The 23232-nt window shown below is 67.6% G+C and carries 20 protein-coding genes; 5 read left to right on the top strand and 15 right to left on the bottom strand.

Going from position 1 to position 23232, the window contains the following annotated elements:
* The first annotated feature begins 32 nt into the window (after window positions 1-32).
* Window positions 33-1790 carry a 5'-3' exonuclease H3TH domain-containing protein gene (locus HLA91_RS06915; RefSeq protein WP_170274087.1) on the top strand — a complete coding sequence of 586 codons (1758 nt, stop codon included), beginning with the start codon at window positions 33-35 and terminating at the stop codon, window positions 1788-1790.
* A gap of 97 nt (window positions 1791-1887) precedes the next feature.
* Entirely contained in the window at window positions 1888-4152 is a 2265-nt protein-coding gene (gene secA2, locus HLA91_RS06920; protein WP_170274088.1) for an accessory Sec system translocase SecA2, read from the top strand.
* An 88-nt stretch (window positions 4153-4240) separates the two neighbouring features.
* Here the strand turns inward: secA2 and HLA91_RS06925 are convergent, their stop codons facing one another.
* The 5 genes from HLA91_RS06925 to HLA91_RS06945 form a co-directional block, all read right to left on the bottom strand.
* Window positions 4241-6940 (bottom strand): DEAD/DEAH box helicase, encoded by a 2700-nt coding sequence (locus HLA91_RS06925; protein ID WP_170274089.1) that lies wholly within the window; start codon window positions 6938-6940, stop codon window positions 4241-4243.
* A 96-nt stretch (window positions 6941-7036) separates the two neighbouring features.
* Window positions 7037-7858, bottom strand: a complete 822-nt coding sequence (gene tatC / locus HLA91_RS06930; protein WP_311200221.1) for a twin-arginine translocase subunit TatC — start codon at window positions 7856-7858, stop codon at window positions 7037-7039.
* 8 nt (window positions 7859-7866) lie between these two features.
* Window positions 7867-8157, bottom strand: a complete 291-nt coding sequence (gene tatA, locus HLA91_RS06935) for a Sec-independent protein translocase subunit TatA (protein WP_102160070.1) — start codon at window positions 8155-8157, stop codon at window positions 7867-7869.
* Between the two features lie 72 nt (window positions 8158-8229).
* A complete protein-coding gene (locus HLA91_RS06940) occupies window positions 8230-9216 on the bottom strand; it encodes a helix-turn-helix transcriptional regulator (protein ID WP_170274090.1) in 987 nt (328 codons plus the stop codon).
* On the bottom strand, window positions 9197-10261 hold the full coding sequence (locus HLA91_RS06945) for a WYL domain-containing protein (protein ID WP_170274091.1): 1065 nt from the start codon (window positions 10259-10261) through the stop codon (window positions 9197-9199). Before HLA91_RS06945 ends, HLA91_RS06940 begins: the two co-directional genes overlap by 20 nt.
* A 39-nt stretch (window positions 10262-10300) precedes the next feature.
* Between HLA91_RS06945 and HLA91_RS06950 the strand changes: the two genes are divergently transcribed.
* Window positions 10301-11449 carry a DUF3866 family protein gene (locus tag HLA91_RS06950; protein WP_170274092.1) on the top strand — a complete coding sequence of 383 codons (1149 nt, stop codon included), beginning with the start codon at window positions 10301-10303 and terminating at the stop codon, window positions 11447-11449.
* Between the two features lie 33 nt (window positions 11450-11482).
* Here the strand turns inward: HLA91_RS06950 and HLA91_RS06955 are convergent, their stop codons facing one another.
* The 7 genes from HLA91_RS06955 to dop form a co-directional block, all read right to left on the bottom strand.
* Window positions 11483-11857 (bottom strand): FKBP-type peptidyl-prolyl cis-trans isomerase, encoded by a 375-nt coding sequence (locus HLA91_RS06955; RefSeq protein ID WP_102160075.1) that lies wholly within the window; start codon window positions 11855-11857, stop codon window positions 11483-11485.
* A gap of 36 nt (window positions 11858-11893) precedes the next feature.
* Window positions 11894-12859: an FKBP-type peptidyl-prolyl cis-trans isomerase gene (locus HLA91_RS06960; protein WP_259797221.1), complete on the bottom strand. Its 966-nt coding sequence runs from the start codon at window positions 12857-12859 to the stop codon at window positions 11894-11896.
* A gap of 113 nt (window positions 12860-12972) precedes the next feature.
* Window positions 12973-14445 carry a Pup--protein ligase gene (pafA, locus tag HLA91_RS06965; protein WP_170274094.1) on the bottom strand — a complete coding sequence of 491 codons (1473 nt, stop codon included), beginning with the start codon at window positions 14443-14445 and terminating at the stop codon, window positions 12973-12975.
* Entirely contained in the window at window positions 14442-15227 is a 786-nt protein-coding gene (gene prcA / locus HLA91_RS06970) for a proteasome subunit alpha (protein ID WP_165882948.1), read from the bottom strand. The genes pafA and prcA overlap by 4 nt, the downstream gene beginning before the upstream one ends.
* Window positions 15224-16042, bottom strand: a complete 819-nt coding sequence (prcB, locus tag HLA91_RS06975; RefSeq protein WP_165882947.1) for a proteasome subunit beta — start codon at window positions 16040-16042, stop codon at window positions 15224-15226. Before prcB ends, prcA begins: the two co-directional genes overlap by 4 nt.
* Window positions 16039-16233, bottom strand: a complete 195-nt coding sequence (locus HLA91_RS06980; protein WP_102160085.1) for a ubiquitin-like protein Pup — start codon at window positions 16231-16233, stop codon at window positions 16039-16041. The genes prcB and HLA91_RS06980 overlap by 4 nt, the downstream gene beginning before the upstream one ends.
* 1 nt (window position 16234) lies before the next feature.
* Complete coding sequence (gene dop / locus HLA91_RS06985; protein WP_170274095.1) at window positions 16235-17794, bottom strand: depupylase/deamidase Dop; 1560 nt, start codon at window positions 17792-17794, stop codon at window positions 16235-16237.
* A 43-nt stretch (window positions 17795-17837) separates the two neighbouring features.
* Between dop and HLA91_RS06990 the strand changes: the two genes are divergently transcribed.
* Window positions 17838-18215, top strand: a complete 378-nt coding sequence (locus HLA91_RS06990; RefSeq protein ID WP_170274096.1) for a DUF3054 domain-containing protein — start codon at window positions 17838-17840, stop codon at window positions 18213-18215.
* Window positions 18216-18234: 19 nt separating this feature from the next.
* Here the strand turns inward: HLA91_RS06990 and arc are convergent, their stop codons facing one another.
* The 3 genes from arc to HLA91_RS07005 all read right to left on the bottom strand — a co-directional run bounded on the left by arc (window position 18235) and on the right by HLA91_RS07005 (window position 22278).
* Window positions 18235-20037, bottom strand: coding sequence for a proteasome ATPase (arc, locus tag HLA91_RS06995; protein WP_420867901.1), 1803 nt, complete (start codon window positions 20035-20037; stop codon window positions 18235-18237).
* A complete protein-coding gene (locus tag HLA91_RS07000; RefSeq protein ID WP_102160091.1) occupies window positions 19956-21017 on the bottom strand; it encodes a tRNA (adenine-N1)-methyltransferase in 1062 nt (353 codons plus the stop codon). Before HLA91_RS07000 ends, arc begins: the two co-directional genes overlap by 82 nt.
* A gap of 82 nt (window positions 21018-21099) precedes the next feature.
* Window positions 21100-22278 (bottom strand): site-2 protease family protein, encoded by a 1179-nt coding sequence (locus tag HLA91_RS07005; protein ID WP_170274098.1) that lies wholly within the window; start codon window positions 22276-22278, stop codon window positions 21100-21102.
* A 97-nt stretch (window positions 22279-22375) separates the two neighbouring features.
* On the opposite strand from HLA91_RS07005, the gene HLA91_RS07010 reads away from it, so the two are divergent.
* Window positions 22376-23209 carry a RecB family exonuclease gene (locus HLA91_RS07010; protein WP_102160095.1) on the top strand — a complete coding sequence of 278 codons (834 nt, stop codon included), beginning with the start codon at window positions 22376-22378 and terminating at the stop codon, window positions 23207-23209.
* Window positions 23210-23232 lie beyond the last annotated feature (23 nt).

Below are 23232 nucleotides of genomic sequence, written 5' to 3' on the forward strand. Positions count from 1 at the left end.
CGCAGACCGGCTGCCGGGATAGAGTGAGGCGTGTGAAGGCTCCACTCATCATCCTCGACACACCGGCCCTGTACTACCGGGCGTTCTACGCGCTGCCGGACACGATCCGCTCACCGGAGGGCTTCCCGGTCAACGCCGTGCGCGGCGTCCTCGACACGATCGCCCAGCTGTCCGAGAACTGGTCCTCGACCCGGATCGTCGCCACTATGGACGCCGACTGGCGGCCGGCCTTCCGCACCGCGATCGTCCCGGAGTACAAGGCCCAGCGCATCGTCGACCAGGAGGCCGGCACGGAGACCCCGCCGGATCTCGAGGCGCAGCTGCCGCTGCTGCGCTCCTGCCTCATCGCCGCAGGCATTCCCGTCGCCGAGGTGGCGGGCACCGAGGCCGATGACGTCATCGCCTCGCTCATCGCCGCGACCGCCGAACCGGTCGTCATCGTCTCTCCCGACCGTGATCTGCTCGCCCTGCTCGATGACGCCGGGCGGGTGACCGTGTGCCGGCCGAAGAAGGGCGGGGCGTGGGAGCACGTCCGGGCAGCCGATCTGCCGGAGCACTACGGTGTGTCCGATGGCCCGTCCTACCGGGCGCTGGCCGCGCTGCGCGGCGACCCGTCCGACGGGCTGCCCGGCGTGCCGGGCATCGGCGAGAAGACCGCCGCTAAGCTCATCGCCGGCTACGGCAGCCTCGATGCTGTCATCGCCGCAGCGCAGGCCGGGCAGAAGGACCACGGCCTGAGCCCCAAGCGCCAGGAGAACATCGTCGCCTCCGCCGAGGCGGTCCGCCGCGGACATCAGGTGATGACGTGTGCTGACGACCTCGACGTCGCTGCGTTCCTCGCGGCAGTCGAGACCGCAGAGGAGAAGCGGGATGCCGCGACCCTGCGCGAGCTGGCCGGCGAACACGGTTTCGAGCGCAGCGCCGAACGCCTCATCGCTTCCCTCGTCCCATCCGCTGCACCCGGTGCGGCACCCGCCACCCCGGCAGCCGCCGAACCGGCGGCGGTGCACGCAGGCGATCCAGCCGCCGCTGAGCAGGCAGCCCTGTTCCCCACCCCGGAACCTGCGCAGCTGACATCGGGCTGGACCCGGTCGCCGGTGTGGGGCTTCGATCTGGAGACGACCGGCACCAACCCGCACACCGCCCGCATCGTCACCGCCGCACTGTGTGAGTTCCGCGACGGGGTTGAGACCAGCCGGCTCGAATGGCTGGCAGACGCCGGGGTCGAGATCCCAGCCGCGGCCGCCGAGGTGCACGGCATCTCCACCGAGCATGTGCGCGCCCACGGCCGGCCGCTGGCAGAGGTGCTGGCCGAGCTGCTCGAATGGTTCTCACGCATCCGCGATGACGGCGGGATCCTCGTCGGGCACAACATCGTCTACGATCTGACGATCCTCGAAGCCGAGACGATCCGGCTGGGCAGCCGGCAGCGTGCCTCCCAGCTGTGCCCGCCGGTTATCGACACCTTCGTCATCGACAAACAGGTCGACCCCTACCGGCGCGGCTCGCGCGTCCTCACCGCCTTGGCCGAGCACTGGAACGTCGAGCTCGACAACGCCCACGACGCGACCGCCGATGCGCTGGCCACCGTCGAGATCGCGCTGCGGATCGCCTCAGCCCACCCGGAGACGATCGGCACGCTCAGCGCCGCGGAGATCCACGCCGCCCAGATCGCCTGGAAGCGGGATCAATCAGCGAGCTTCGAAAGCTACCTGCGCCGCAAACGCGGCGATCAGAGCATCACCGTCAGCCGCGAATGGCCGTTCGAAACACCGCAGCTGCGCAGCTGAGCCGTGTTCGGGAACTGAGCACGTAGACTTTCCACAGCACGAACCCGCGGCGCCGGCAGCGGCGCCCCTCCCCGAGACGATTCTGAGGACGTGACACATGGGATTCCTCTCCCGCCTGCTCAACCGACCCGGTGCCCAAGCAGACAAGAGCATCGGCTGGCTCGAGAAGGCCTGGCCGCAGATCGACACCCTGGCCGAGGAGTACGCCGAACTCAGCGATGAGGACATCGCGGTGAAGGCCGCTGACATCTTCACCTCCGGATCGCGGCAGGAGCAGCTGCGCCAGTACGCATCCCTCGTGCGCGAAGCCGCCGACCGGGCACTCGACGAGCGGCCCTACAATTCCCAGATCCAGGGACTCATCGGCCTGCTTGACGGCTCGATCGTGCAGATGCTCACCGGTGAGGGCAAGACGCTCGTCGGTGCGATGGCCGCTGCCGGCTACGCGCTGCAGGGCCGCACCGTGCACGTCGTGTCCGTCAACGACTACCTCGCCGTGCGCGACCGCAACTGGATGAAGCCGCTGTTCGACCTCCTCGGCGTCGAATCGGCCAGCATCTCAGAAGCTGACAGCGATGGCACACGCCGCCGGTCCTACCGCGCCGAAGTCGTCTACGGGGCGGTCACGGAGATCGGGTTCGACGTCCTGCGCGACCGGTTCATCGTCGATGACGATGAGATCCGCGTGCCCAGCCGCGACGTCGTCATCGTCGACGAAGCCGATTCGGTGCTCATCGACGAGGCCCGCGTGCCCCTCGTGCTCGCCGGCTCAACCGAGGTGCAGGACGCCGATGAGAAGATCGCCGCCCTCGTGACGAACCTCGAACCCGGTCTCCACTACGAGGTCAGCGACGACAAGCAGGCCGTCTCGCTCACCGATGCTGGCGTCGACCACATCGAAGAGCTCCTCGACGCCGACCTCTTCGGCGAGGACGCCCAGACGCTGGCGGCCATCAACCTCGCCCTCTACGCCGAGGCGCTCGTCAAGCGCGATGTCGACTATCTCATCGTCGACGGTCAGGTGAAGCTCATCTCCGGCTCCCGCGGACGTGTCGCCGATCTGCAGCGCTGGCCCGATGGCCTGCAGGCGGCCGTCGAGGCCAAGGAGAAGCTCAAGACCACCGAATCCGGTGAGATCCTCGACCAGATGACCGTCGAGGAATTCATCCGCGGCTACGAGACCGTCTGCGGGATGACCGGCACCGCCCTGGCGGTCGGAGATGACCTGCGCGAGTTCTACGACCTGGAGATCGTCCCGGTCGAACCGCATGAGAAGGTCATCCGCGAAGACGAACCCGACCGGCTCTACACCTTCCAGGAATCCAAGGAGCGTGCGATCGTCGAGGAAGTCGACGAACAGCACGCCAACGGCCGGCCGATCCTCATCGGCACCCGCTCAGTCGCCGAATCCGAAAGCCTCGCCGAGCGGCTGCGCGAACGCGGGATCTCCTGCCAGGTGCTCAACGCCAAGGACGACTCCCGCGAAGCCGAGATCATCGCCGAGGCCGGCCGCAGCGGAGCGGTGACCGTGTCCACCCAGATGGCCGGTCGCGGCACCGATATCCGGCTAGCCGATGAGAAGGCCGTCGAAGCCGGCGGTCTGCTCGTCATCGGCGCTGGACGCTACCCGTCCTCGCGACTGGACGACCAGCTGCGCGGACGCGCCGGCCGGCAGGGCGATCCGGGCTCCTCGGTGTTCTTCACCAGCCTTGAGGACGAGCTCATGAGCCGGGTGCCCGAGGCCAAGCGCTTCGTCGAGGAAGGCGATGAGACCGGCCACATCGCCAACCGGCGCGCAGCCCAGCTCGTCGAACACGCCCAGCGCATGTCGGAAGGCCACAACACCGCCGTGCACCGCGATACGTGGCGGTTCAACCAGCTGATGAAGCAGCAGCGCGAGATCGTGCTCGGCAAGCGCGACCGGATCCGCAAGGAGCATTCGGGTGCCGACGAGCTGCGTGAGCGGCTGCCGGAGCAGACCGAGGCCTGGGATGAGAGGCTCGGCAGCGAGATCGTCAACGACGCACTGCGCGATGTGCTGCTCTTCCAGCTCGACCAGCGGTGGGTCGAGCACCTGGCCTACCTCAACGACCTGCGCGAGGGCATCCACCTGCGCACCCTGGCCAAGGAGCGCCCGCATGAGGCATTCAACACCGAATCGATCCAGGCCTTCGACACCTTCTGGCCCGACGTCCTCGACGCCGCAACCGCGGCGCTGGAAGACGCTGAGATCACCGAAGCCGGCATCGACCTGCCCTCCCACGGCATGAAACGCCCGTCCTCGACGTGGACGTATCTCACCACCGAGTCGACGTTCGGCTCGGACATCGAAACCGTCGTCAAGCGGGCACGGGGACGCTGAACCGCTCGCGCCTGGCACGCCGCCGCCTCACCAGCCGGTGAGGCGGCGGCGCCGTATCAGAAGTCGCTGTGGAGGCGGCGCTGTCGTATCAGGAGTCGGCGACGACGCCGCGGCGGATCGCATCGGCAGCCCGGCGCACGGTCGGTTCGACCGCCGGTGGACAGACATCGGCGATCTGGCCGAGCATGTCGAGGGTCTGCTTGGCCCAGCGCACGAAGTCACCGGCGGCGACATCGCTGCCGGCCAGCGCGCCGCTGAGGTTCTTGCCCTCGGTCCAGCGGAAGATCGCCTGCACGAGACCGAAGTCAGGTTCGGGTGTCGGCGGCAGCCGGAAGTCAGTCTCAAGCCGGAACAGGTCAGCCCACAGCCCGCGCAGCTCGCCGGCAGCGTCGTGCAGGCCGGCGGTCGGCATCGGGGGCATTCCCCAGCCGCCTTCGCGCCGGGACTGGTAGCACAGTGCTGATGCCAGGCCTGCCGCCTCGGGTTCGGTCAGCTCATCCCACAGGCCTGCGCGCACGCTCATCGCCGCGAGCAGGTCGCGTTCACCGTAGATGCGGCGCAGGATCCGCGAGTCATCGGGCAGGAAGTGCAGCGCGGTGAGCACCGAGCACACCCGGTCGAAGACGTGGGCGATCGATGAGGTGCGCCCGGAGATCTGCTTGCGCAGCTGGGCGGTCTCCTGCTGCAGCTTGAACAGCCGTTCGGCCCAGCGGGCATGGTTCTCCCGCTCCGGGCAGGAATGGCACGGGTGAGCGCGCAGCTGCTGGCGGACCTCGTCGATTTCGGCCTCGCCGCTGCGCTGCGGGCGGTGCTTGGTCTTGTGCTTGCCCTTCGGTGAGGTCAGCTGGCCGCGGTCGAAAGCCGCCTCCATCGTCTCGATGACCTGCCGGCGGGCGGCGACCTGCCGGTGGTTGAACTTCCGAGGCATGCGGATGTGGCCCAGCAGCTGAGCCGGTTCGGTCACCTCGTGCGGGCGCAGATGCCAGACCTTGCCGAAGCTTGTGAGGATCGTCGGCAGCCGGGACGTGCCGTCCTGGCTCTGCATCTCCTGGATGACAACAGCCGGTTCGGAGAACTTGTGCGACGGCAGCACGATGACGTCACCGGGTTGCAGTCCGGCCAGCGATTCGACGACGTCACGCTGCTTGACTTTCGAACGGTACCGGCTGGCCTTCTTCTCCATCGTCGACAGCGTCCGGCGCAGCTGCGCATAGGACATGAAGTCCCCGGCCTCGCACTCTATCGACCGTTCGTAGCCGGCCATGGCCTCTTCATTGCGGCGCAGCTTCTTCGCCAGACCCACCACACCGCGGTCGGCCTGGAACTGCGCGAACGAAGTCTCCAGCACCTTCGCGGCATCGTCCTTGGTCATCCGGGCCAGCAGGTTGGCAGCCATGTTGTACGTCGGGGTGAACTGGCTGCGCAGCGCATAGGTGCGCTTCGAGGCCAGCGACTGGATCTCCTCGGGCTCGATCGTCGGATGCCACACGACCACGGCATGGCCTTCGATGTCGATGCCGCGCCGCCCGGCCCGGCCGGTCAGCTGGGTGTACTCGCCTGGTGTGATCTGGACATGGGACTCGCCGTTGAACTTCGTCAGCTTCTCCAGCACCACGGTGCGGGCGGGCATGTTGATGCCCAGTGCCAGCGTTTCGGTGGCGAAGACGACGTGCAGGTGCCCGGCGGCGAAGAGCTCCTCGACGAGCTCCTTGAACTGCGGGATGAGCCCGGCGTGGTGGGCGGCGAACCCGTGGATCATGCCGGTGGCGAAGCTGTGGAAGCCGAGCACGCCGAGATCCTCTTGGGCCAGTTCGTCCTGCAGGTCCTCGAGCCGGGCGCGGATGTGGCGCTTCTGCGTCGAGGTGGTGAGATCGAGACCGGCGGCCAGGCACTGTTCGACAGCGTCATCACAGGCGCTGCGGGAGAAGATGAAGTAGATCGCCGGTAAGAGCCGCTCATGCAGCAGTTCGCTGATGAGCGAGGTGCGCGAAGGACGCTGGAAGCGCATCTGCCGAGGGTTGCGGCGATCCCGGCGGCTGGTCGGCCGGCGGGTGAACTTCTGGGTCGCATACGTCAGGTCGCGGTTGAGCTTGTGCGCGTTCTTCTTGCCCGGGGCGAAGAGCGGGTAGAGATTCGTGCCGACGGCGACATGGTTGTACAGCGGCACCGGCCGGTGCTCGGAGACGATGACGTCGGTGTCGCCGCGCACCTCGGCCAGCCAGTCGCCGAACTCCTCGGCGTTCGACACAGTCGCCGACGGGCTCACGAGTGCCACGTGCATCGGCAGATGGATGATGACCTCTTCCCACACCGGCCCGCGGAACCTGTCGCCGAGGTAGTGGACCTCGTCGAGGACGACGAAGCCGAGCTTCGACAGGTCGGTGCCGGAGTAGATCATGTTGCGCAGCACCTCGGTGGTCATGACGATGACCTGGGCGTCGCGGCGGATCGTCGTGTCTCCGGTGAGCAGCCCGACGTTGTCCTCGCCGTACTCCTCGCACAGCTCCTGGAACTTCTGGTTGCTCAGCGCTTTGATCGGGGTGGTGTAGAAGGCGCGCACACCGCGTTCGAAGGCCAGCCGCACAGCGAACTGGGCGACGACGGTCTTGCCGGCTCCCGTCGGGGCCGCCACGAGCACAGACTTGCCGGCCTGCAGCGACAGGCAGGCGGTCTGCTGGAAGTCATCGAGCTCGTAGTCGAGTTCAGCGGCATAGCGGCCAAGCGGTGAGCCTGCCTCCTTCACTCGTCGCTGGTGAGCGGCATAGGCTTCGGCAGGTGAGAGCTCCATATCGCACCAGTCTACCGCTTCAGAAGCGGCCCGGCTGGTGCAGGCTCGCCCGCAATCTGGGGGCTCAGGACGGTGCCGGGCAGCCGGACGAGCAGCTCAGACCTCGTCGAGTTCCGCCGGGTCGACCCAGGTGCCCTCGGCGATCATCCGCTTCTTGCGTTTGCGGTCATTGAGCAGGCAGATGACCCAGGCAAGGAAGAACATCAGCATCATCGGGATGACGAGGAAGAACATCGACAGTGCATCCGGTGATGGGGTTGCGATCGCCGCGAAGGCGAAGACGAGCACGACGATCCACCGCCACGAGCGGCGGATCGTGTCAGCCGACAGGATCCCGACGAGGTTGAGCCCGACCATGAGCACCGGCAGCACGAAGGCGATGCCGAAGACGACGATGATGAGCATGACGAAGGAGAAGTAATCCTGCGCGGGCACGAAGTTCGACGCGCCCATCGGCGTGAACGTCATGAGTGCGCGCACGGCGTTGGGCAGGGCGAAGAACGCCAGGGCTGCGCCTGCGAAGAACAGCGGGACGGCTGCGGCGAGGAAGCCGAGTGCGTAGAGCTTCTCCTTCTTCGTCAGCCCGGGCATGATGAACGCCCACAGCTGGTAGAGCCACAGCGGGGTGGTGAGGATGATGCCGAGGAACAGCGAGACCTTGATCTTGAGATCGAACGGGGAGGCGACGCCGGCGAAGTTCAGGGTCGCGTCACGGCCGTCCTGTTCGGCGACCTGCCGGATCGGGGTCTGCAGGATGTCGAGGACCGGGTCGTAGAGGATCCAGCCGACGATCCCGCCGATCAGCAGACCGATGAGGCAGATGATGACCCGATTGCGGAGCTCGAGGAGATGCCCGCCCAGGGACATCCGCTTCTCGGGGTTCTGACGTCGGGGCAGACGTCTGGGAAGTTTCGCCACCGACGGCCTCAGAGGCGGTCGTCGTGCCGCGGCTCACCTTCGGTGCGGGGTTCGCCGATGCGCTCCTCTGCAGTCCTCTCGGCCCGGTGGGAGCCACCGGTGTCGGCGCGGCGCTGCGCGTCGGTGATCTCCTTGGCCTCGTCATCGGCGCTGTCATCGTCGCGGAGGTCCTTGACCTCGGATTTGAACACCTTCATCGACTTGCCGAGGTTCTTGGCCACCATCGGCAGCTTGGCAGCACCGAAGATGACGATGATGACAAGCACGAGGATGAGAAAGTGAACAGGGGTCGGGCGCATGGAGTCTCCTTTGCAATGACTGCCTCAATTGTAGTCCTTCCGGCCGGGTGCTTCACACCGCCGGATTGTGCACTACCCGGCAGCGCGGTGCGGCGGCGAGCTGATCTCCTCGTACGCGGCCTCCGACTGCCGCAGCGTCTCATAGGCGGCATCGACCGGGTCGAGGGCGATGACATGCCTGCCGTGGGCGAGCAGCCAGCGCACCAGCCACGCCTGGTCGTAGACCGGCAGGGTGATCGTCACCGTGCCTGGACCATGAGTGTCATACCGTGTCTGGACCGGCAAGTCCTCCACCAAGCGGGCACCGGTGCTCGTGAGCGACATCGTCACCGTGCCCGAGGCGCCGGCCGGCTGTGTGCGCGAGGTTCCCTCCGCCTCGGGGGCGGTGGCATCGGCAGGGTCTGCCGGAGACGCGTGCTCCTGGGCGGGCACCGGGCGGATGCGGCGGATGTTGTCGAGGGCGAAGCTGCGCAGCCCGCCGGCGGTGTGGCAGTGGGCTTCGAGGTACCAGCGGCCCGACAGCCTCAGCGTCAACGGGTCGACGACCCGTTCGGTGAGTTCATCGCGGCTGGGCACATAGTAGGACAGCTGCAGGTCGTCGCCGCTGGCCAGGGCGTCCTCGACGACGCGTTTGACCTGCGGGTCGACCGGTGGGAGCACGATGTCGAAGCGCTGCCCGGACTCCCCCAGGCTGGCTGCGGCTGCGAGCTTGTCCTTCGCGCTCTCCACCGCCTCGGCATCGGGCGGATCGAGGGCGAGGATCGTCTCGAGTGCCAGTGTCAGGGTGCCGGCTTCGGCGCGTGAGAGGCGCACCGGGACGGAGACCTCCTCGGCGTTGGAGACGTAGATGCGGTCGTCCTCCCAGCTGGCTTCGATGAGGTCATCGGGCATGTGCCCGGGCCGGCCGGAGACGAAGAGCAGCTCCAGATCGTCGATGAGCTCCTCCCGGGTGCATCCGAATGCCTCGGCCACCTCATGAAGCTCAGCACCCGGATTCGCCGTCAGGTACGGGACCAAGCCGAGCAGCCGGCTGAGCCGCTCAGGTGTCGTCTGCGCCATTGTCATCCTCCTCCCCTGCGCCGGCGGGCGAACCCGGGCCGGACTCACCGGAGACCAGCCCAGTGAGTGCCGAGATCGTCGCCTGCACATGCACGCGGTGGGCTGCGGCGAGGTCACGCGGGCTCATGACCCGCACGCTGGGGCCGAACTCGGCCAGCGTCGTCGCACACAGCTCCTCATCTTCGTACTCCAGGCTGAAGGTGTCCCAGCCGCGGGCGGTCGTGCCGGTGTGGATGCCCTCCCGGCGCAGCGGTTCGGCCCGGCCCGGGGCGATCGCGATGACCGCCTGCCTGCGGGTGCCGGCCTCCGGGCCGGGGTCGAAGTGGGCGGCGGCGTCGAAGCCGGCTGGGATCTCGTAGTCCCCGGCAGTGCGCCTGGGGGCCTTGCGGATCCGGCCCATGATGCGTGAGAGCCGGAAGGTGCGCACTGCCTTCCGGTCGACATCGCGGCCCATGAGGTAGACGCGGTTGCCGCGGGTCAGCAGCGCATAGGGCTCCAGGGTGCGAGTGGCGGTCTCGCCGCTGGTCTTGCGGTAGGAGAAGCGCACCGGCAGGCGTTCGCTTGTGACGCTGATGGCGGTGGCGACATCCCCGGGCCAGAACTCCGGGGACGGGGTGACCGACGCCTCGGGGCCGGTGGCCGGCTGACTGAGCTCGGTGCCGAGGCCGGTGAGCTTGTAGCGGGCGCGTTCGGCCTGCCCGGCTGCCGGTGAGGAGCGCCACCAGTCGGCAGCGACCGACAGCGCAGCGGCTTCGGCAGGCGTGAAGTCGATGGCCGGCAGCTCGTAGTCCTCGTTGGTGATCCGGTAGCCGTAGACGGTGTCAGTCGAGCCGATGTCGGTCCAGTTCGTCGTCGAGATCTCGATCCCCAGCTCGCGCAGCGCGTCCTTGTCGCGGGAGAACATCCGGTCGAAGGCCTCGTCACTCAGGTCGTGATAGCCGCTGATCTTGCGCCGCAGCGTGTCGCGGTCGACCCAGCCGGAGGCGGCACGCAGGGCGATGAGCAGGTTGAGCAGCCGCTCGGTGGCCTGGCGTATCTGGTTCACGCTTCTAAGCTACTACGTTTGCCCGGTACGGTTAAGCACATGATCCATTGGCGTGAAGGAACCGTCTGCGAGGTCACCAAGACCTGGCCGGGCGTCCACCAGACCCGTGTCGAACTCACCGCACCGCTGCCCGGCAGCGAGGACGGCGACCGGGTCATCAGCGCAATCGCCTACACCGACATCGTTGGCACACCGGCGGCCGGTGACCGGGTGCTCGTCAACGTCTCGGCGCTGGCCCGCAGGCTGGGCACCGGCGGTTTCGGGCTCATCGTCGCCCTGCCGGAGAACCTGCCGGCCGATCCCCCGCCGCAGCCAGGCCACATGGTCAAGGACCGCTACACGCCGCTGCAGACGATGGTGCTTGGCGTCGACGACCAGGAATCCGAGCACCACACCATGATCCGCGACACCGCCTCGCTTTCCGGCCTGCCGGTCATCGTCGCCGATCTGCACTCGGCGCTGCCAGCGATCCTCGCCGGCATCCAGGCCACCGCGCCCGAGGCGCGGGTCGCCTATGTCATGACCGACGGGGCTGCCCTGCCGCTGTCGTTCTCCCGCTCGGTCGCTGAGCTGCGTGAGCGCGGCTGGCTGGCTGCCACGATCTCAGTCGGGCAGGCCTACGGCGGGGACTATGAGGCGGTGACGATCCATTCGGCGCTGCTGGCCGCCGCCGAGGTGGCCCGCGCCGATGTCGTCATCGTCTCCCAGGGCCCGGGCAACCTCGGCACCGGCACCCCGTACGGGTTCACCGGCATGATGGTCGCCGATCATCTCAATGCCGCAGCGTTCCTCGGCGGGCTGCCGATCGCCGTGGCGCGCATGTCGAATGCGGACGCCCGCGGCCGCCACTACGGCATCTCCCATCACACACTCACCGCTGTCGGAATGGCGGCCAACCCCGGCTGCCTCGTCCCGCTGCCGGATCTCACACAGCTGAGCGACGAGGAGGTGACGGCGGCGATCGGCGCTGATGGTGCCGATCCGCGTGCGGTCATCGACACGGTCGATTCCCAGCTGCCCGAGCTTGCTCGCCATGACATCGAGTGGGTCGACCCGCGGGGTCTGCTGGGTGAATTGCAGCAGGTGCCCGTGCGGCTGTCGACGATGGGACGGGGTCTGTCTGAGGACCCGCTGTCCTTCATCGCCGCTGCTGCGGCGGGCACCTGTGCAGCTGGGCGGCTGGCCTGAGCCCAGGCCAGCCGCTGAGGCTGGTTCAGCGGTTCAGCTGACGCCTTCGAGGTCGCACACGAAGATGAGGCTCTCGTTCGGAGCGATCGCCCCGGGGACCCCCGAGGGGCCGTAGGCCATGTGCGGCGGAATGCGCAGGGTGCGGCGTCCGCCGACCTTCATGCCCTGCACTCCTTCGTCCCAGCCCCGGATGACCATGCCGACGCCGAGCTTGAACTGCAGCGGCTGGCCGCGGTCCCAGGACGCGTCGAACTGCTCACCGGTGGAATGGGCCACCCCGACGTAGTGGACGGACACGGTATCGCCGGCCTTCGCCTCTGGGCCGTCACCGACGATGTCGTCGATGATCTCGAGCTGACTCGGCGGGTTCTCACCGGGGAAGTCGACTTCGGGTTTCGTCTTGGCCATGATTCCTCTTCTCGTAGATCGGTTGCAGTTCTCGGATCACTTGCCGCCGGTGGCGGACAGGATGTCGACGACGAAGATGAGCGTGGCGTTGCCGGGGATGCTCGGCGGCGAGCCCTGCTCGCCGTAGCCCTTGTCCGGGGGCACGATGACGAGCAGCTGCGAGCCGACCTTCTGGCCGGCCACGGCCTCGTCCCAGCCCTTGATGACCTCACCGGCACCGACGTTGAAGGAGAACGGCTCGCCGCGGTCCCAGCTGGAGTCGAAGGTCTTCGTCACATCGTCGTACAGCCAGCCTGAGTAATGGGCCTGGACGGTCTGGCCCTCTTCGACGACCGGTCCGTCGCCTTCGATCGTCGGCTCGACGACGAGCTCCTTGGGCGCGTCGCCCTCAGGGGCTTCGACACTGGGCTTGCCGGTGTCGTCGCGGGTGACCTTCGGCAGGCCAGCCGGCAGCTCCTTCTCGGTGCCCTCGGCCTTCTCCAGCGGCTCGGGCAGCTTCTCGGCGTTGACGATGTCGATGACGTAGACGAGCGTCTCCGGATCATCGCCGGACTTCGCTGCCCCGTTGAGGCTCATGAGCACCCGAGATCCGACCGGCACGTCGATGACGGCGTCGTAGAGCGCTTCGTTGATCTGGGCCTTGTCAACGGGGAAGCCGGAGGGCTGCTTGGTGTCGTAGCCGGATTCGACGATCTCACCGGAGTTGCCCGACACGAGCGTCATGTTCGCTGTCACCTGCTGGCCCTCTTCGACCTTGGGCCCGTCGCCTTCGGAGACGACGGTGCTCTCCGGCTTCTCGATGACCAGCGGGGCCTCGAAGGAGACCTCCGGCTTCTGGTCGGGTTCGCCGGTGACCTCGACGTCGTCAAGCGAGGTGGACTTCGCATTCGACGCGTCGACGGTCGGGTTCTCAGCCGGATTGCCTTCGGCGCTGTCGTCGGCACCGCAGCCGGTGAGCAGCAGCGCTGAAACGGCAAGCGCGCCGATGAGGGTTCTTCGCACGGGCATTCCTCTCAGGTCGGAGTGATCTCCACAAACGTACAGAATCTTACTGGCATGGCACTGTGCGTCACACCCACACAGGCTTGATGCTCTCTGATGACCGGCAGGGGCGGTCAGACGTCGAACGAGGCAGGCTGGCCGTCGAGTCCGGCGATGAGCTTCTCGGCCTGTTCGTGCTCAGCGGAGAACGGGTCCTTGAGCACGATCGCCCGCTGCAGCTGGTCGTTGAGCCGCAGGTGCACCCAGTCGACCGTGTAGTCCTTGCCCGCACCCTGGGCTCCGGAGACGAACCGGCCGCGCAGGTGCGCCCGCGTGGTCGCCGGTGGATGGTGGCGTGCCTGCTCGACGGCTTCAGGAGTGACGGCGCGGGCGGCTGCGCCCTTGTCCTCGAACTGCTTGAAGATCGAGGTCTGCGGGGTCAGGTCGTGGTAGGCGAAGTCGAGCCGGGCGATGCGCGGATCAGACAGTTCGATGTCCCCGCGGGCGACGTAACGGTCGAAGAGCTGGCGCTTGATGACCCAGTCGATCTCGCCTGCCACGGGTGCGAAGTCACCGGTGTCCACGGCGGTGAGCATGCGCTGCCACCGGTCGATGACACGCTCGGCGGTCGCATCGTCGCCGAGGCTGTGGTCGCCCTTGGCGACGAGCTTCTGTGCCCGGCGCAGGTAGATGCCGAGCAGCTCCAGGGTCGTCATCGTCTGCCCTGAGGCGAGTCCGAGTTCGGTGCGGCCGGTCAGGTCGCGGGCCACCCGGCGGATGTCGCGGATCGGATTGCGCAGGCTCAGGTCCTCGATCGGCACCCCGGTCTCGATGAGGTCGAGGACGAGGGCCGCGGAGCCAACCTTGAGCTCGGTCGTCGTCTGCGACATCGACGAGTCGCCGACGATGACGTGCAGGCGCCGGTACTTCTCGGCATCGGCATGGGGTTCGTCACGGGCGTTGATGATCGGCCGCGACCGCGTTGTAGCCGATGACACGCCCTCCCACATGACGTCGGAGCGGGCGGAGAGCCCGAACTGCAGCTGTCCGGGGTTCAGCTGCGGGGTGCGGGCCGGGGCGTGGGGGTTCGCGCGGTTCGAATCGGCTGGCTTGAGCTCGGTCGTCACCTTCGCCGGGATGATCGCTCCGGCGCCGACGAGCAGCTGGCGGGTGACGAGGAAGGGCAGCAGCACGCTGGTGAGATGGGAGAAGTCCATCGAGCGGCGGATGAGGAAGTTCTCGTGGCTGCCGTAGGAGTTGCCTGCGGAGTCGACGTTGTTCTTCACCAGGTGGGCGCGGCCGTCGATCCCGTCGGCAGCCAGCGCCTCCTGCGCCTGTGCCAGCAGCTCGACCATGATCTGGTCGCCGGCGGCGTCCTGGGCGAGCAGATCGGGCAGCCGGTCGCATTCGGCCGTCGCGTATTCCGGGTGCGAGCCGACGTCGAGGTACAGCCTCGCGCCGTTGGGCAGGAACACGTTCGACGACCGGCCCCATTCGACGACCGGGCGGAACAGGTACCGGGCGATCTCCTCGGGCCCGACCCGCCGGGACTGCCCCTGCGTGTATGCCAGCCCGTACTCGGTTTCGAGTCCGAAGATCCGCTTCACTGGCCCTCGTCCTCCCGGGTTTGGGTGTCCGTGCCCGAGGCGGTGGTCGCCTCGCCGCTCCCGGTTGCCTCGCTGCCGGTCGCCTCGCCGGTGGCCGGGGCTGCGAGCAGGGCGCGCAGATCATCAGGCTGCAGGCGGCGGAACGTGCGGTGCGAGGACGCGGAGCGTTCGAGCACGGCGGCTTCGAGATCGTCGAGGTCGACGTCCTCGTCGCGTCCGGTGCCCAGCACCGTGTGGCCGATGGCGAGCACCTCGGCCAGCGGTTTGCCGGCAGTGCGCAGCCCGGACAGCCGCTTGCCGATCTCCTCGGCCTGCCCGCCGATGGCGACATGCTCGTTCTCATCGGCGACCGATCCGTCATAGGACAGGCGGAAGAGCCGGTCGCTGGAGGGATGCTCGCCGATCTCGGCGACAACGAGCTCGACCTCGAAGGGCTTCGACTCGGTGGTGAAGACACTCGCCAGGGTCTGGGCGTAGGCGTTCGTCAGCCCCCGGGCGGTGACATCGGCGCGGTCGTAGGAGAAGCCGCGCAGATCGGCGTAGCGCACGCCTGCCTGCCGCAGCGTCTCGAACTCGTTGTACTTCCCAACAGCGGCGAAGGCGATCCGGTCGTAGATCTCGGCGATCTTGTGCAGGGTCGCCGACGGGTTCTCGGCCAGCAGCAGGATCCCGTCGTCGTAGCGCAGCACGACGACCGAGCGGCCGCGGGCGATGCCCTTGCGGGCGAACTCCGCCCGGTCCTTCATCAGCTGTTCGGGAGAGACATAGAACGGTGCGCTCATGGGCGGTCTCCTTCTGCACGGGAGGCGACGACCGCAGTGGCGTACTGCAGCACCTCGGATTCGGGGATCCGGCGCACGCCGTCGGCGTCGACGACGCGCACGACCGGGGCGACCTGGCGGACGAAGTCCGGTCCGCCGGTGGCCGAGTCGTCATCAGCGGCATCGATGAGCGCCTCGACAGCGACCCGCACTCCCCCGGCCTCGGACAGGCCAGGCGACCACAGCTTCTTGAGCGCACCGCGGGCGAACCCGGAACCGGAGCCGATCGAGTGGAAGTTCACTTCCTCGTATTTGCCGCCGGTGACGTCGAAGCTGAAGATCCGTCCGGAGTCCCGGCCGGGTTCGACGCCGGCGAACAGGGGCACGACCGCCAGGCCCTGCATCGCAAGCCCGAGTCCGGCGCGCAGCATCGAGGCCAGCCGGTTGGCCTTGCCCTCTAGGGACAGCGGGGTGCCCTCGATCTTCTCGTAGTGCTCGAGTTCGAGCTGGAAGAGGCGGATGAGCTCGAGCGCCAGGCCGGCGGTGCCGGCGATGCCGATGACCGAGGCGGAGTCGGCGGCGTGGACCTTTTCGATGATGTGGCTGGCGATGAGGTTGCCGACTGTGGCCCGCCGATCACCGGCCATGAGCACACCGTGGGCGGTCTTGAACGCGATGATCGTCGTACCGTCTGGCACACCGGCCCGCTCACCGGAGCCGGCGACGAGCTGCTCAGGTGAGATGTGCGGCAGCACATCGGGGGCGACGGTGCGGGCGAAGTCGGTGAACGAGTTCGTCGTGGCTGACAGGAAGGCGGGATCGAAGCCGGTGTTCACTGGCCGCCCTTCTGCACGAAGTTGCGGACGAACTCCTCGGCGTTCGTCTCCAGCACCGAGTCGATGTCGTCGAGGATCGAGTCGACGGCCTCGGTGCTGATCTGGGTCTGCGCCTGCGGGGCGACCGGTGCCTCCTCCGGCGGTTCGGCACCGTCCTTGCGATTGTGGCGGATCTGCTCCTGGCCGCTCATCTCACACCTCATTCCTGTCGCGGTGGACTCGGGGACTGCTGTCCTCAAGTGTAGTGATGCCCAATGATTTCAACAGCTCATCGACGCTGCCGGCTGACTCGACGATCTCGCCGACGAGCTCCTTGGTGCCCTTGAGCGGGTACTTCATCGGCACCCGGACCAGCCGTTCGCCGCCGGTGGTGAAGACGAGGGAGTCCCAGCTGGCGGAGATGAGGGAGTCGGTGAACTTCTCGACCACGCGGCCGCGCAGGTAGGCGCGCGTGTCCTCCGGCGGGTTCTCCACGGCGTGGGCGACCTGCTCATCGGTGGTGAACCGCCGGATCCGCCCGGCTGCCTCGAGCTTGTAGAACAGGCCCTTGGCCGGGCGCACGTCGTGGTACTGCACGTCGATGAGGGCGAGCTTCGGGTGGTTCCACGGCAGCGATTCGCGTTCCTGATAGCGGGTCAGCAGCTGCAGTTTGGCGACCCAGTCGATCTCGGCGGCAAGCCGCATCGGGTCCTCGGCCAGCTCGGTGAGGAATCTATCCCACATCTCGACTACCTCGACAGTGTCCTTATCTGCTGAGGCGCCCACCGCCTCGGCGGCGGCCTGCCAGTACAGCCGCTGGATCTCAATGGCGGTCATATGCGATCCGTCGGCCAGCTCCAGCGGGGCGGACAGGCTCAGGTCATGGGACACCTGCTGCAGGGCTGCGACCGGGTCGGCGAGTTCGATGCGCGGGCACCGGCCAGACTCGATGAGACCGAGGACGAGCGAGGTCGAACCGAAGCGCACAAGGGTGGCCGGCTCGGCCATGGTCGCATCGCCGATGATGACGTGCAGGCGCCGGTAGAGCAGCGGATCGGCGTGCGGTTCGTCGCGGGTGTTGACGATCGGCCGGCGCAGCGTCGTCTCGAGCCCGATCTCGGCTTCGAAGAAGTCCGCCCGCGAGGAGATCTGATAGCCCGGCTCCTCCCCCGAGGCACCGATCCCGACCCGGCCGGCTCCGCAGAGGATCTGCCGGGTGGTGAAGAACGGGATGAGGCAGGCGGCCAGCTCATCGAAGTCGACATTCCGGTCGACGAGGTAGTTCTCGTGCGCGCCGTAGCTTGCGCCCTTGGAGTCGGTGTTGTTCTTGTACAGATTGACCGGCTCCTCGCCACCGGCCAGCGCCTCGACCGAGCGCAGCGCCACGACATCCCCGGCCCGGTCCCACAGCACCACATCGCGCGGGGTCAGCGTCTCCGGTGAGGAGTACTCGGGGTGGGCGTGGTCGACGTAGTAGCGGGCGCCGTTCTCCAGCACCACGTTGGCCAGGTACTGGGCGTCCGGCTGCGCCTGCGGCAGGTGGGTCAGCTGCGAGATGTGGGCCTGGGCTTCGTTCATGATGAAGCCGCGGGCGTCAGCCAGCGGCGATTCGGTGTCGAAGTCCCAGAAGCTCTGAGAGGACTTCAGGCCCCGCGGACCTGCGTAGGCGTCGATGACGCGGGCGGAATCGCGCATCGGGTTGGCGTGCGGGCGACCGGGCTGAGAGATCCCGAACTCGGTCTCCGCTCCCATGACCCGTGTGACACTCAGCATGTCCTCCTCCTGTCTGCCGCCGGCGCGGACGTAGAATCGTTGCGTGGCTGCAAAGAAATCATCTCACCTGTTCATCGCCATCGTCGTCGACGCGTGCCTGGTCGCGCTGTTCACGGTCGTCGGCCACTACACGCACCACCAGTCGCTGGTGCCCGAGCAGATCCTCGGCACCGCCTGGCCGTTCCTCGCCGGGCTCGTCATCGCCTGGCTGCTCAACGCCGTCTGGGCCGCCCCGCTCGCGCCGCTGCGCACCGGCACCGGCCTGTGGGCGACGACCGTGCTGCTCGGTCTTGTGATCCGGGCGCTGACCGGCGAGGGCACCGAGGGCCCGTTCATCGTCGTGGCCGCCAGCCTCAACCTCGTCACTCTCGTCGGCTGGCGGGTCATCGCCACCGCCGTAGCCGGACGCTCGGCGCGCTGAGCTGACGGGCAGCCCCGGCTCACAGCAGGTCCGGGTCCGGGGTCGCGGTCTCCGGTTCGCCCACCGTGCCCGGGGCGGCGCGCACCTCGGCGTCGAGCTGCCGGTCGCGTTCGGCTCGCGCATCGGCCTCAGCAGCCTGTGAGCGCTGCTGGCCGAGCATCCGCAGGTGGGTGACGCGCTCGCCCTTGCGGCCGGAGATTCGCGACCACTCATCCGGGTTCGAGGTGTTGGGCAGGTCCTCATGTTCGGAGAACTCCTCGACGATCGCCTGCTCAAGGTGCTCCCAGCTGATGCCGCGCTGCCCGTCGGCCAGCAGCGCCTTGATCGCATGCTTCTTCGCCCGGTCGACGATGTTGGAGATCATCGCACCGGAAGCGAAGTCCGAGTAGTACAGCACCTCGGCGCTGCCGTCAGCGTAGGTGACCTCGACGAACTCGTTCTCCTCGCTGTGGGCGTACATCCGCTCCACACACCGCCAGATGAGCGCCTCGACGGCCTGCACGCGTGAGCCCTCGACAGCGTCGAGCACCGTCTCGTGCAGCGGAAGCTCCGGCACGAGGTACTTCGAAAAGATCTCGGCAGCACCAGAGCGGTCCGGGCGCTGGATGCGGATCTTGACGTCGAGCCGGCCTGGGCGCAGGATCGCTGGGTCGATGAGGTCCTCGCGGTTCGAGGCACCGATGACGATGACGTTCTCTAGCTGCTCGACACCGTCGATCTCGGCCAGCAGCTGCGGGACGATCGTCGTCTCGACATCGGACGACTTGCCGGTGCCGCGAGTGCGGAACAGCGACTCCATCTCATCGAAGAACACAACGACCGGTGAACCGGCTGTCGCCTTCTCCCGTGCCCGGGCGAAGATGAGCCGCAGCTGGCGTTCGGTCTCGCCGACGTACTTGTCGAGCAGCTCAGGGCCCTTGATGTTGAGGAAGTACGAACGCGTCGTCGCATCTCCGCGGCGCTGAGCCAGGGAGTGGGCAACGGCCTTGGCGATGAGCGTCTTGCCGCAGCCGGGCGGACCGTAGAGCAGGATGCCCTTGGGCGGCTTGAGGCCGTGCTCGGTGTAGAGTTCCGGATGCTCGAAGGGCATTTCGACAGCATCCTGGATCATGTCGATCTGGGCTTCCAGACCGCCGATGTCGTTGTACGAGATGTCCGGGACGGCCTCGAGCAGCAGCGAGGACACCTCGGGCTTGGCGATCTTCTCGTAAGCGAACCGGGTGCGGGTGTCGACGAGCACGGCGTCACCGGGACGCACGCCCTCCTCCTGCAGCACAGCTGAGAGAATGTAGACCTGCTCGTCGTCTCCGGGGGTGCCGATGAGGATCCGGTCATCGCTCATCACCTCGCGGACGGTGACGACATCGCCGACCCGGTTGTAGTCACAGGCTTCGAGCGCGACGAGCCCTTCGGACAGGCGCACCTGGATGCCCGGGCGCAGCTCAGCGGTGTCGAGCTCTGTCGAGATCGCCACGCGCATCCGGCGCCCGGAGACGTGGACGTCGAGTTCGGGGACGCCTTCAGCGTCGGTGACGACTTCCAGGACGGTGCCGAAGGAGTTCGGCGGATCGGACATCCGCTCGGCTTCGGTGCGGATCCGGGCGAGTTCGTCGCGTGCCTGGCGCAGTGTCTTCGTCAGAGCCTCGTTGCGCTTCGAGGCGTTGAACAGCTGCTGGCGCAGCTGGGCTGAGTCCTTGCGCAGCTTGGCAAGATCCGCGGTGGGATCCGGGGTGGTGGGGCTCACTGGTCCTCCTTCGCGGTGGGGTCGTCGTTGGCGGCTGCCGCCGTCTCTTCGGCGGCGTCCTCGGCCTTCTGCCGGGATCCGACCTCGCGCTTGAGGCGGCGCATCTTCTTGCCGGTTGCGTACCGGTGGCCGATGGTCTCGTCGGTGAACTCTCCGCCTTCCCAGTGGGCGCGGTCCTCAGCACTGGGTTCGGAGCCCTGCGGGCGCTTCTTGCGCTCGAGCGGGTCGACGCCGGGAGCGAGCCGGCGGGCGAAGAGCAGGAACCCGGTGTGGCCGATCATCCGGTGGACTGGGCGCACCGCCAGTCCTTCGAGGTGCCAGTCGCGGATCATCGACTCCATCGCGTGCGGTTCGGTGTACATGCGGGTGGCGCGGATCGCCTCGGCGGTGCGCGAGAGCTGGGTGGCGGTGGCGACGTAGATGGTCAGCACTCCCCCGGGAATGAGGGCCTCGGTGACGGCCGACAGGCATTCCCATGGGGCGAGCATGTCGAGGACGACCCGGTCGACTTCGCCGGGTCCGAAGGCCTTCGGCAGCTCCTGGGCGAGATCGCCGGTGGTGCACGACCATGCCGGGTGCTCCCCGCCGAAGAAGTCAGCGATGTTGCCGGCGGCGATCTCTGCGAAGTCCGGACGCATTTCGAAGGAGTGGACGCGGCCCTGGTCGCCGACCGCGCGCAGCAGCGACAGGGTCAGGGCACCGGAGCCGACACCGGCTTCGACGACGACTGCGCCGGGGAAGATGTCGCCGAGCGTGGTGATGAGCGCGGCGTCCTTCGGGTAGATGACGGCCGCTCCGCGCGGCATCGACAGCACGAAGTCCTCCAGCAGCGGGCGCAGCGCCTGGTAGGCGGTGCCGCTGGAGTTGCGCACGACGACGCCCTCGGGCTGGCCGATGAGCTGGGCGTGGTCGAGCGTGCCGGTGTGGGCGTGGGTGGTGCCGTCTGGAGTCAGCACGATCGTCTGCAGTCGACCCTTCGGGTCGGTCAGCTGGACCTTGTCGCCGATCCGGAAGGGGCCGCGCCGCACGGGCGCGCCGGAAGCCTGCTGTGCATTCATATGCTCTCCACTCTAGTCCCTGGCCCGACCGCCTGGTCAGGTCTCTCACTGCGTGAACGCAGGCGTCGCGGTGGCTGGCAGCTCAGTCGGCGAGGAGTTCGTCGAAGAACTCCTGTAAGTCGATGACACCGGTGAGGGTCGAGCCGCGCATCACCATGCAGTACGCGGCCTTCGGCCGGTGGGTCAGCGATTCGAGCAGGTGCGGGGCCGTGATGTCTTCCGGTACGCCGATCCACCCGCCGAAGGGCCGGGCGAAATCGGCGATCATCTCAGTGCGCTGCGCCCCGATCGGCACCTGCGAAGCGGCGTGGCGATCGAGGAACGCATACGGCAGCCCGCGCTCGTTGAGCACGACGATGATCACTGAGGGGCCCTTGCCCAGCGAGTCGGCGAAGCCGAGGGTCTGCTCGATGGTCGAATCGTGGGTGGCGGCGATCGCCGGCTGGATGACGGAGCGCAGATCGTAGGTCTCCATGCGGCGGGCGCGTTTGGCTTGGGTGACGGCGTCGCTGGCGGAGAACCACAGCATGAACGCGATCGCCGACATCCACAGCACGGTGATGAGGTCGGGGCGCTCACCGCGCAGCAGCGGGGTGACGACAGCCCAGAAGACGAATCCGGTGGCGATGATCCGCCCGATCCAGGCGGCGATGACGGTGCCGAGGTACTGGCTGCTGGTGCCGCGCCAGATGAGCGCCTGGATCGCCCAGCCGCCGTCGAGCGGGATGCCCGGCAGCAGGTTGATGATGCCCAGTGCCGCATTGGCGAACGTGACGGCGATGAGCAGCAGCCACGCCACCGATGACTGTTCGAAGGCGCCCATGGCCAGCCAGCCGAGACCGGCGAGGACGAGGTTGATGACCGGGCCGACGACGGAGATGATGAAGCTCGTCGAGGCCGCTCGCTTCGGATCCTCTTCGATCTTGGGTTCGAACCGGGTGAAGCCGCCCCAGATGTTCAGCTCGATCGCAGCGACCTTCTGCCCGACAGCAGCTCCTGCGATGGCGTGGGCGAGTTCGTGGAGGAAGACGGAAGCGAAGAGGAACACCGCGTAGGCGAATGCGACGATCCAGGCGAGGATCCCGAGGTCGGGCCGGACGCTGGAGACCCATGGGGCGAAGAGCACCGTGATGATGACTGCGGCGATGAACCAGGACCAGGCGAGGACGACGGGAGCGCCGAAGACCCGGCCGATGATGAGCCCGTTCGACGCCCCGGTGCGTTTGGCCGGGGGGTTTGGCTTCGTGCTCGCCTCAGTCATGTCCACCATCCTAAAGGGGATGCCCTGCTGACTTTGAGCGCCCATGCCGAGGACAGACCGGTCAGTGATGTCAGCGGTGGCCGGTAGGGTTTCGGGTATGGCCAAACTCGTCGCGCTCTCTCCGTCCCGGGCCAATGACTTCGTCCAGTGCCCGCTGAAGTTCCGCTTCCGCACGGTCGACAAGATTCCCGAGCCGCTGTCACCGGTCGCCTTCCGCGGCACCCTCGTCCACGCGGTGCTCGAACGCCTCTTCGACGCGGTCGCTCCCGAACGGACGTGGGAGAAGACGATTGAGCTGCTTCCCATCGAGCTGAACCGGCTGACTGACGAGGACGGGCGCGTCGCTGAGCTCTTCCCCGATGAGGAGGATCGCCGCCGGCTGCTCAACGAGTCAGCCGAGCTGTGCCGGTCGTACTTCGCGTTGGAGATCCCGCAGATGCTCGAACCGGATCGGCGTGAGGAGTTCGTGCAGGTGCCGCTCGAAGGCGGTCCGGTGCTACGCGGGTTCATCGACCGCGTCGATGCCGCCCCGGGCGGGGCGGTGCGGCTCGTCGACTACAAGACCGGCAAGCAGCCCAAACCGCAGTACGGCCGTGAGGCTGATTTCCAGATGCGCTTCTATGCCCTCATGCACTACCTGGCAGAGGGCCAGCTTGTGCACACCCTCAAGCTGCTCTACCTCGGTTCGCGCAGCTCGATCGACATGCAGCCGACGATGGGTGACATCGAGCGCACCGAGTTCGAAGTTCGCGGCATCTGGAATGAGATCACCGATGCCGCTCAGACCGGGCGCTGGCGTCCGCGGCGTTCCCCGCTGTGCAACTGGTGCTCGTTCAAGCCGATGTGCCCGGCATGGGGCAATACACCTCCAGAGGCTCCGGCGATCACCGAGATCGCCGGTGCCGACCTGCTCTCAGGCACCACCGACTGAGCCAGGCTGCAGGATCCTGCAGC

This window comes from Brevibacterium luteolum (assembly GCF_013004595.1).
GTDB lineage: Bacteria > Actinomycetota > Actinomycetes > Actinomycetales > Brevibacteriaceae > Brevibacterium > Brevibacterium luteolum.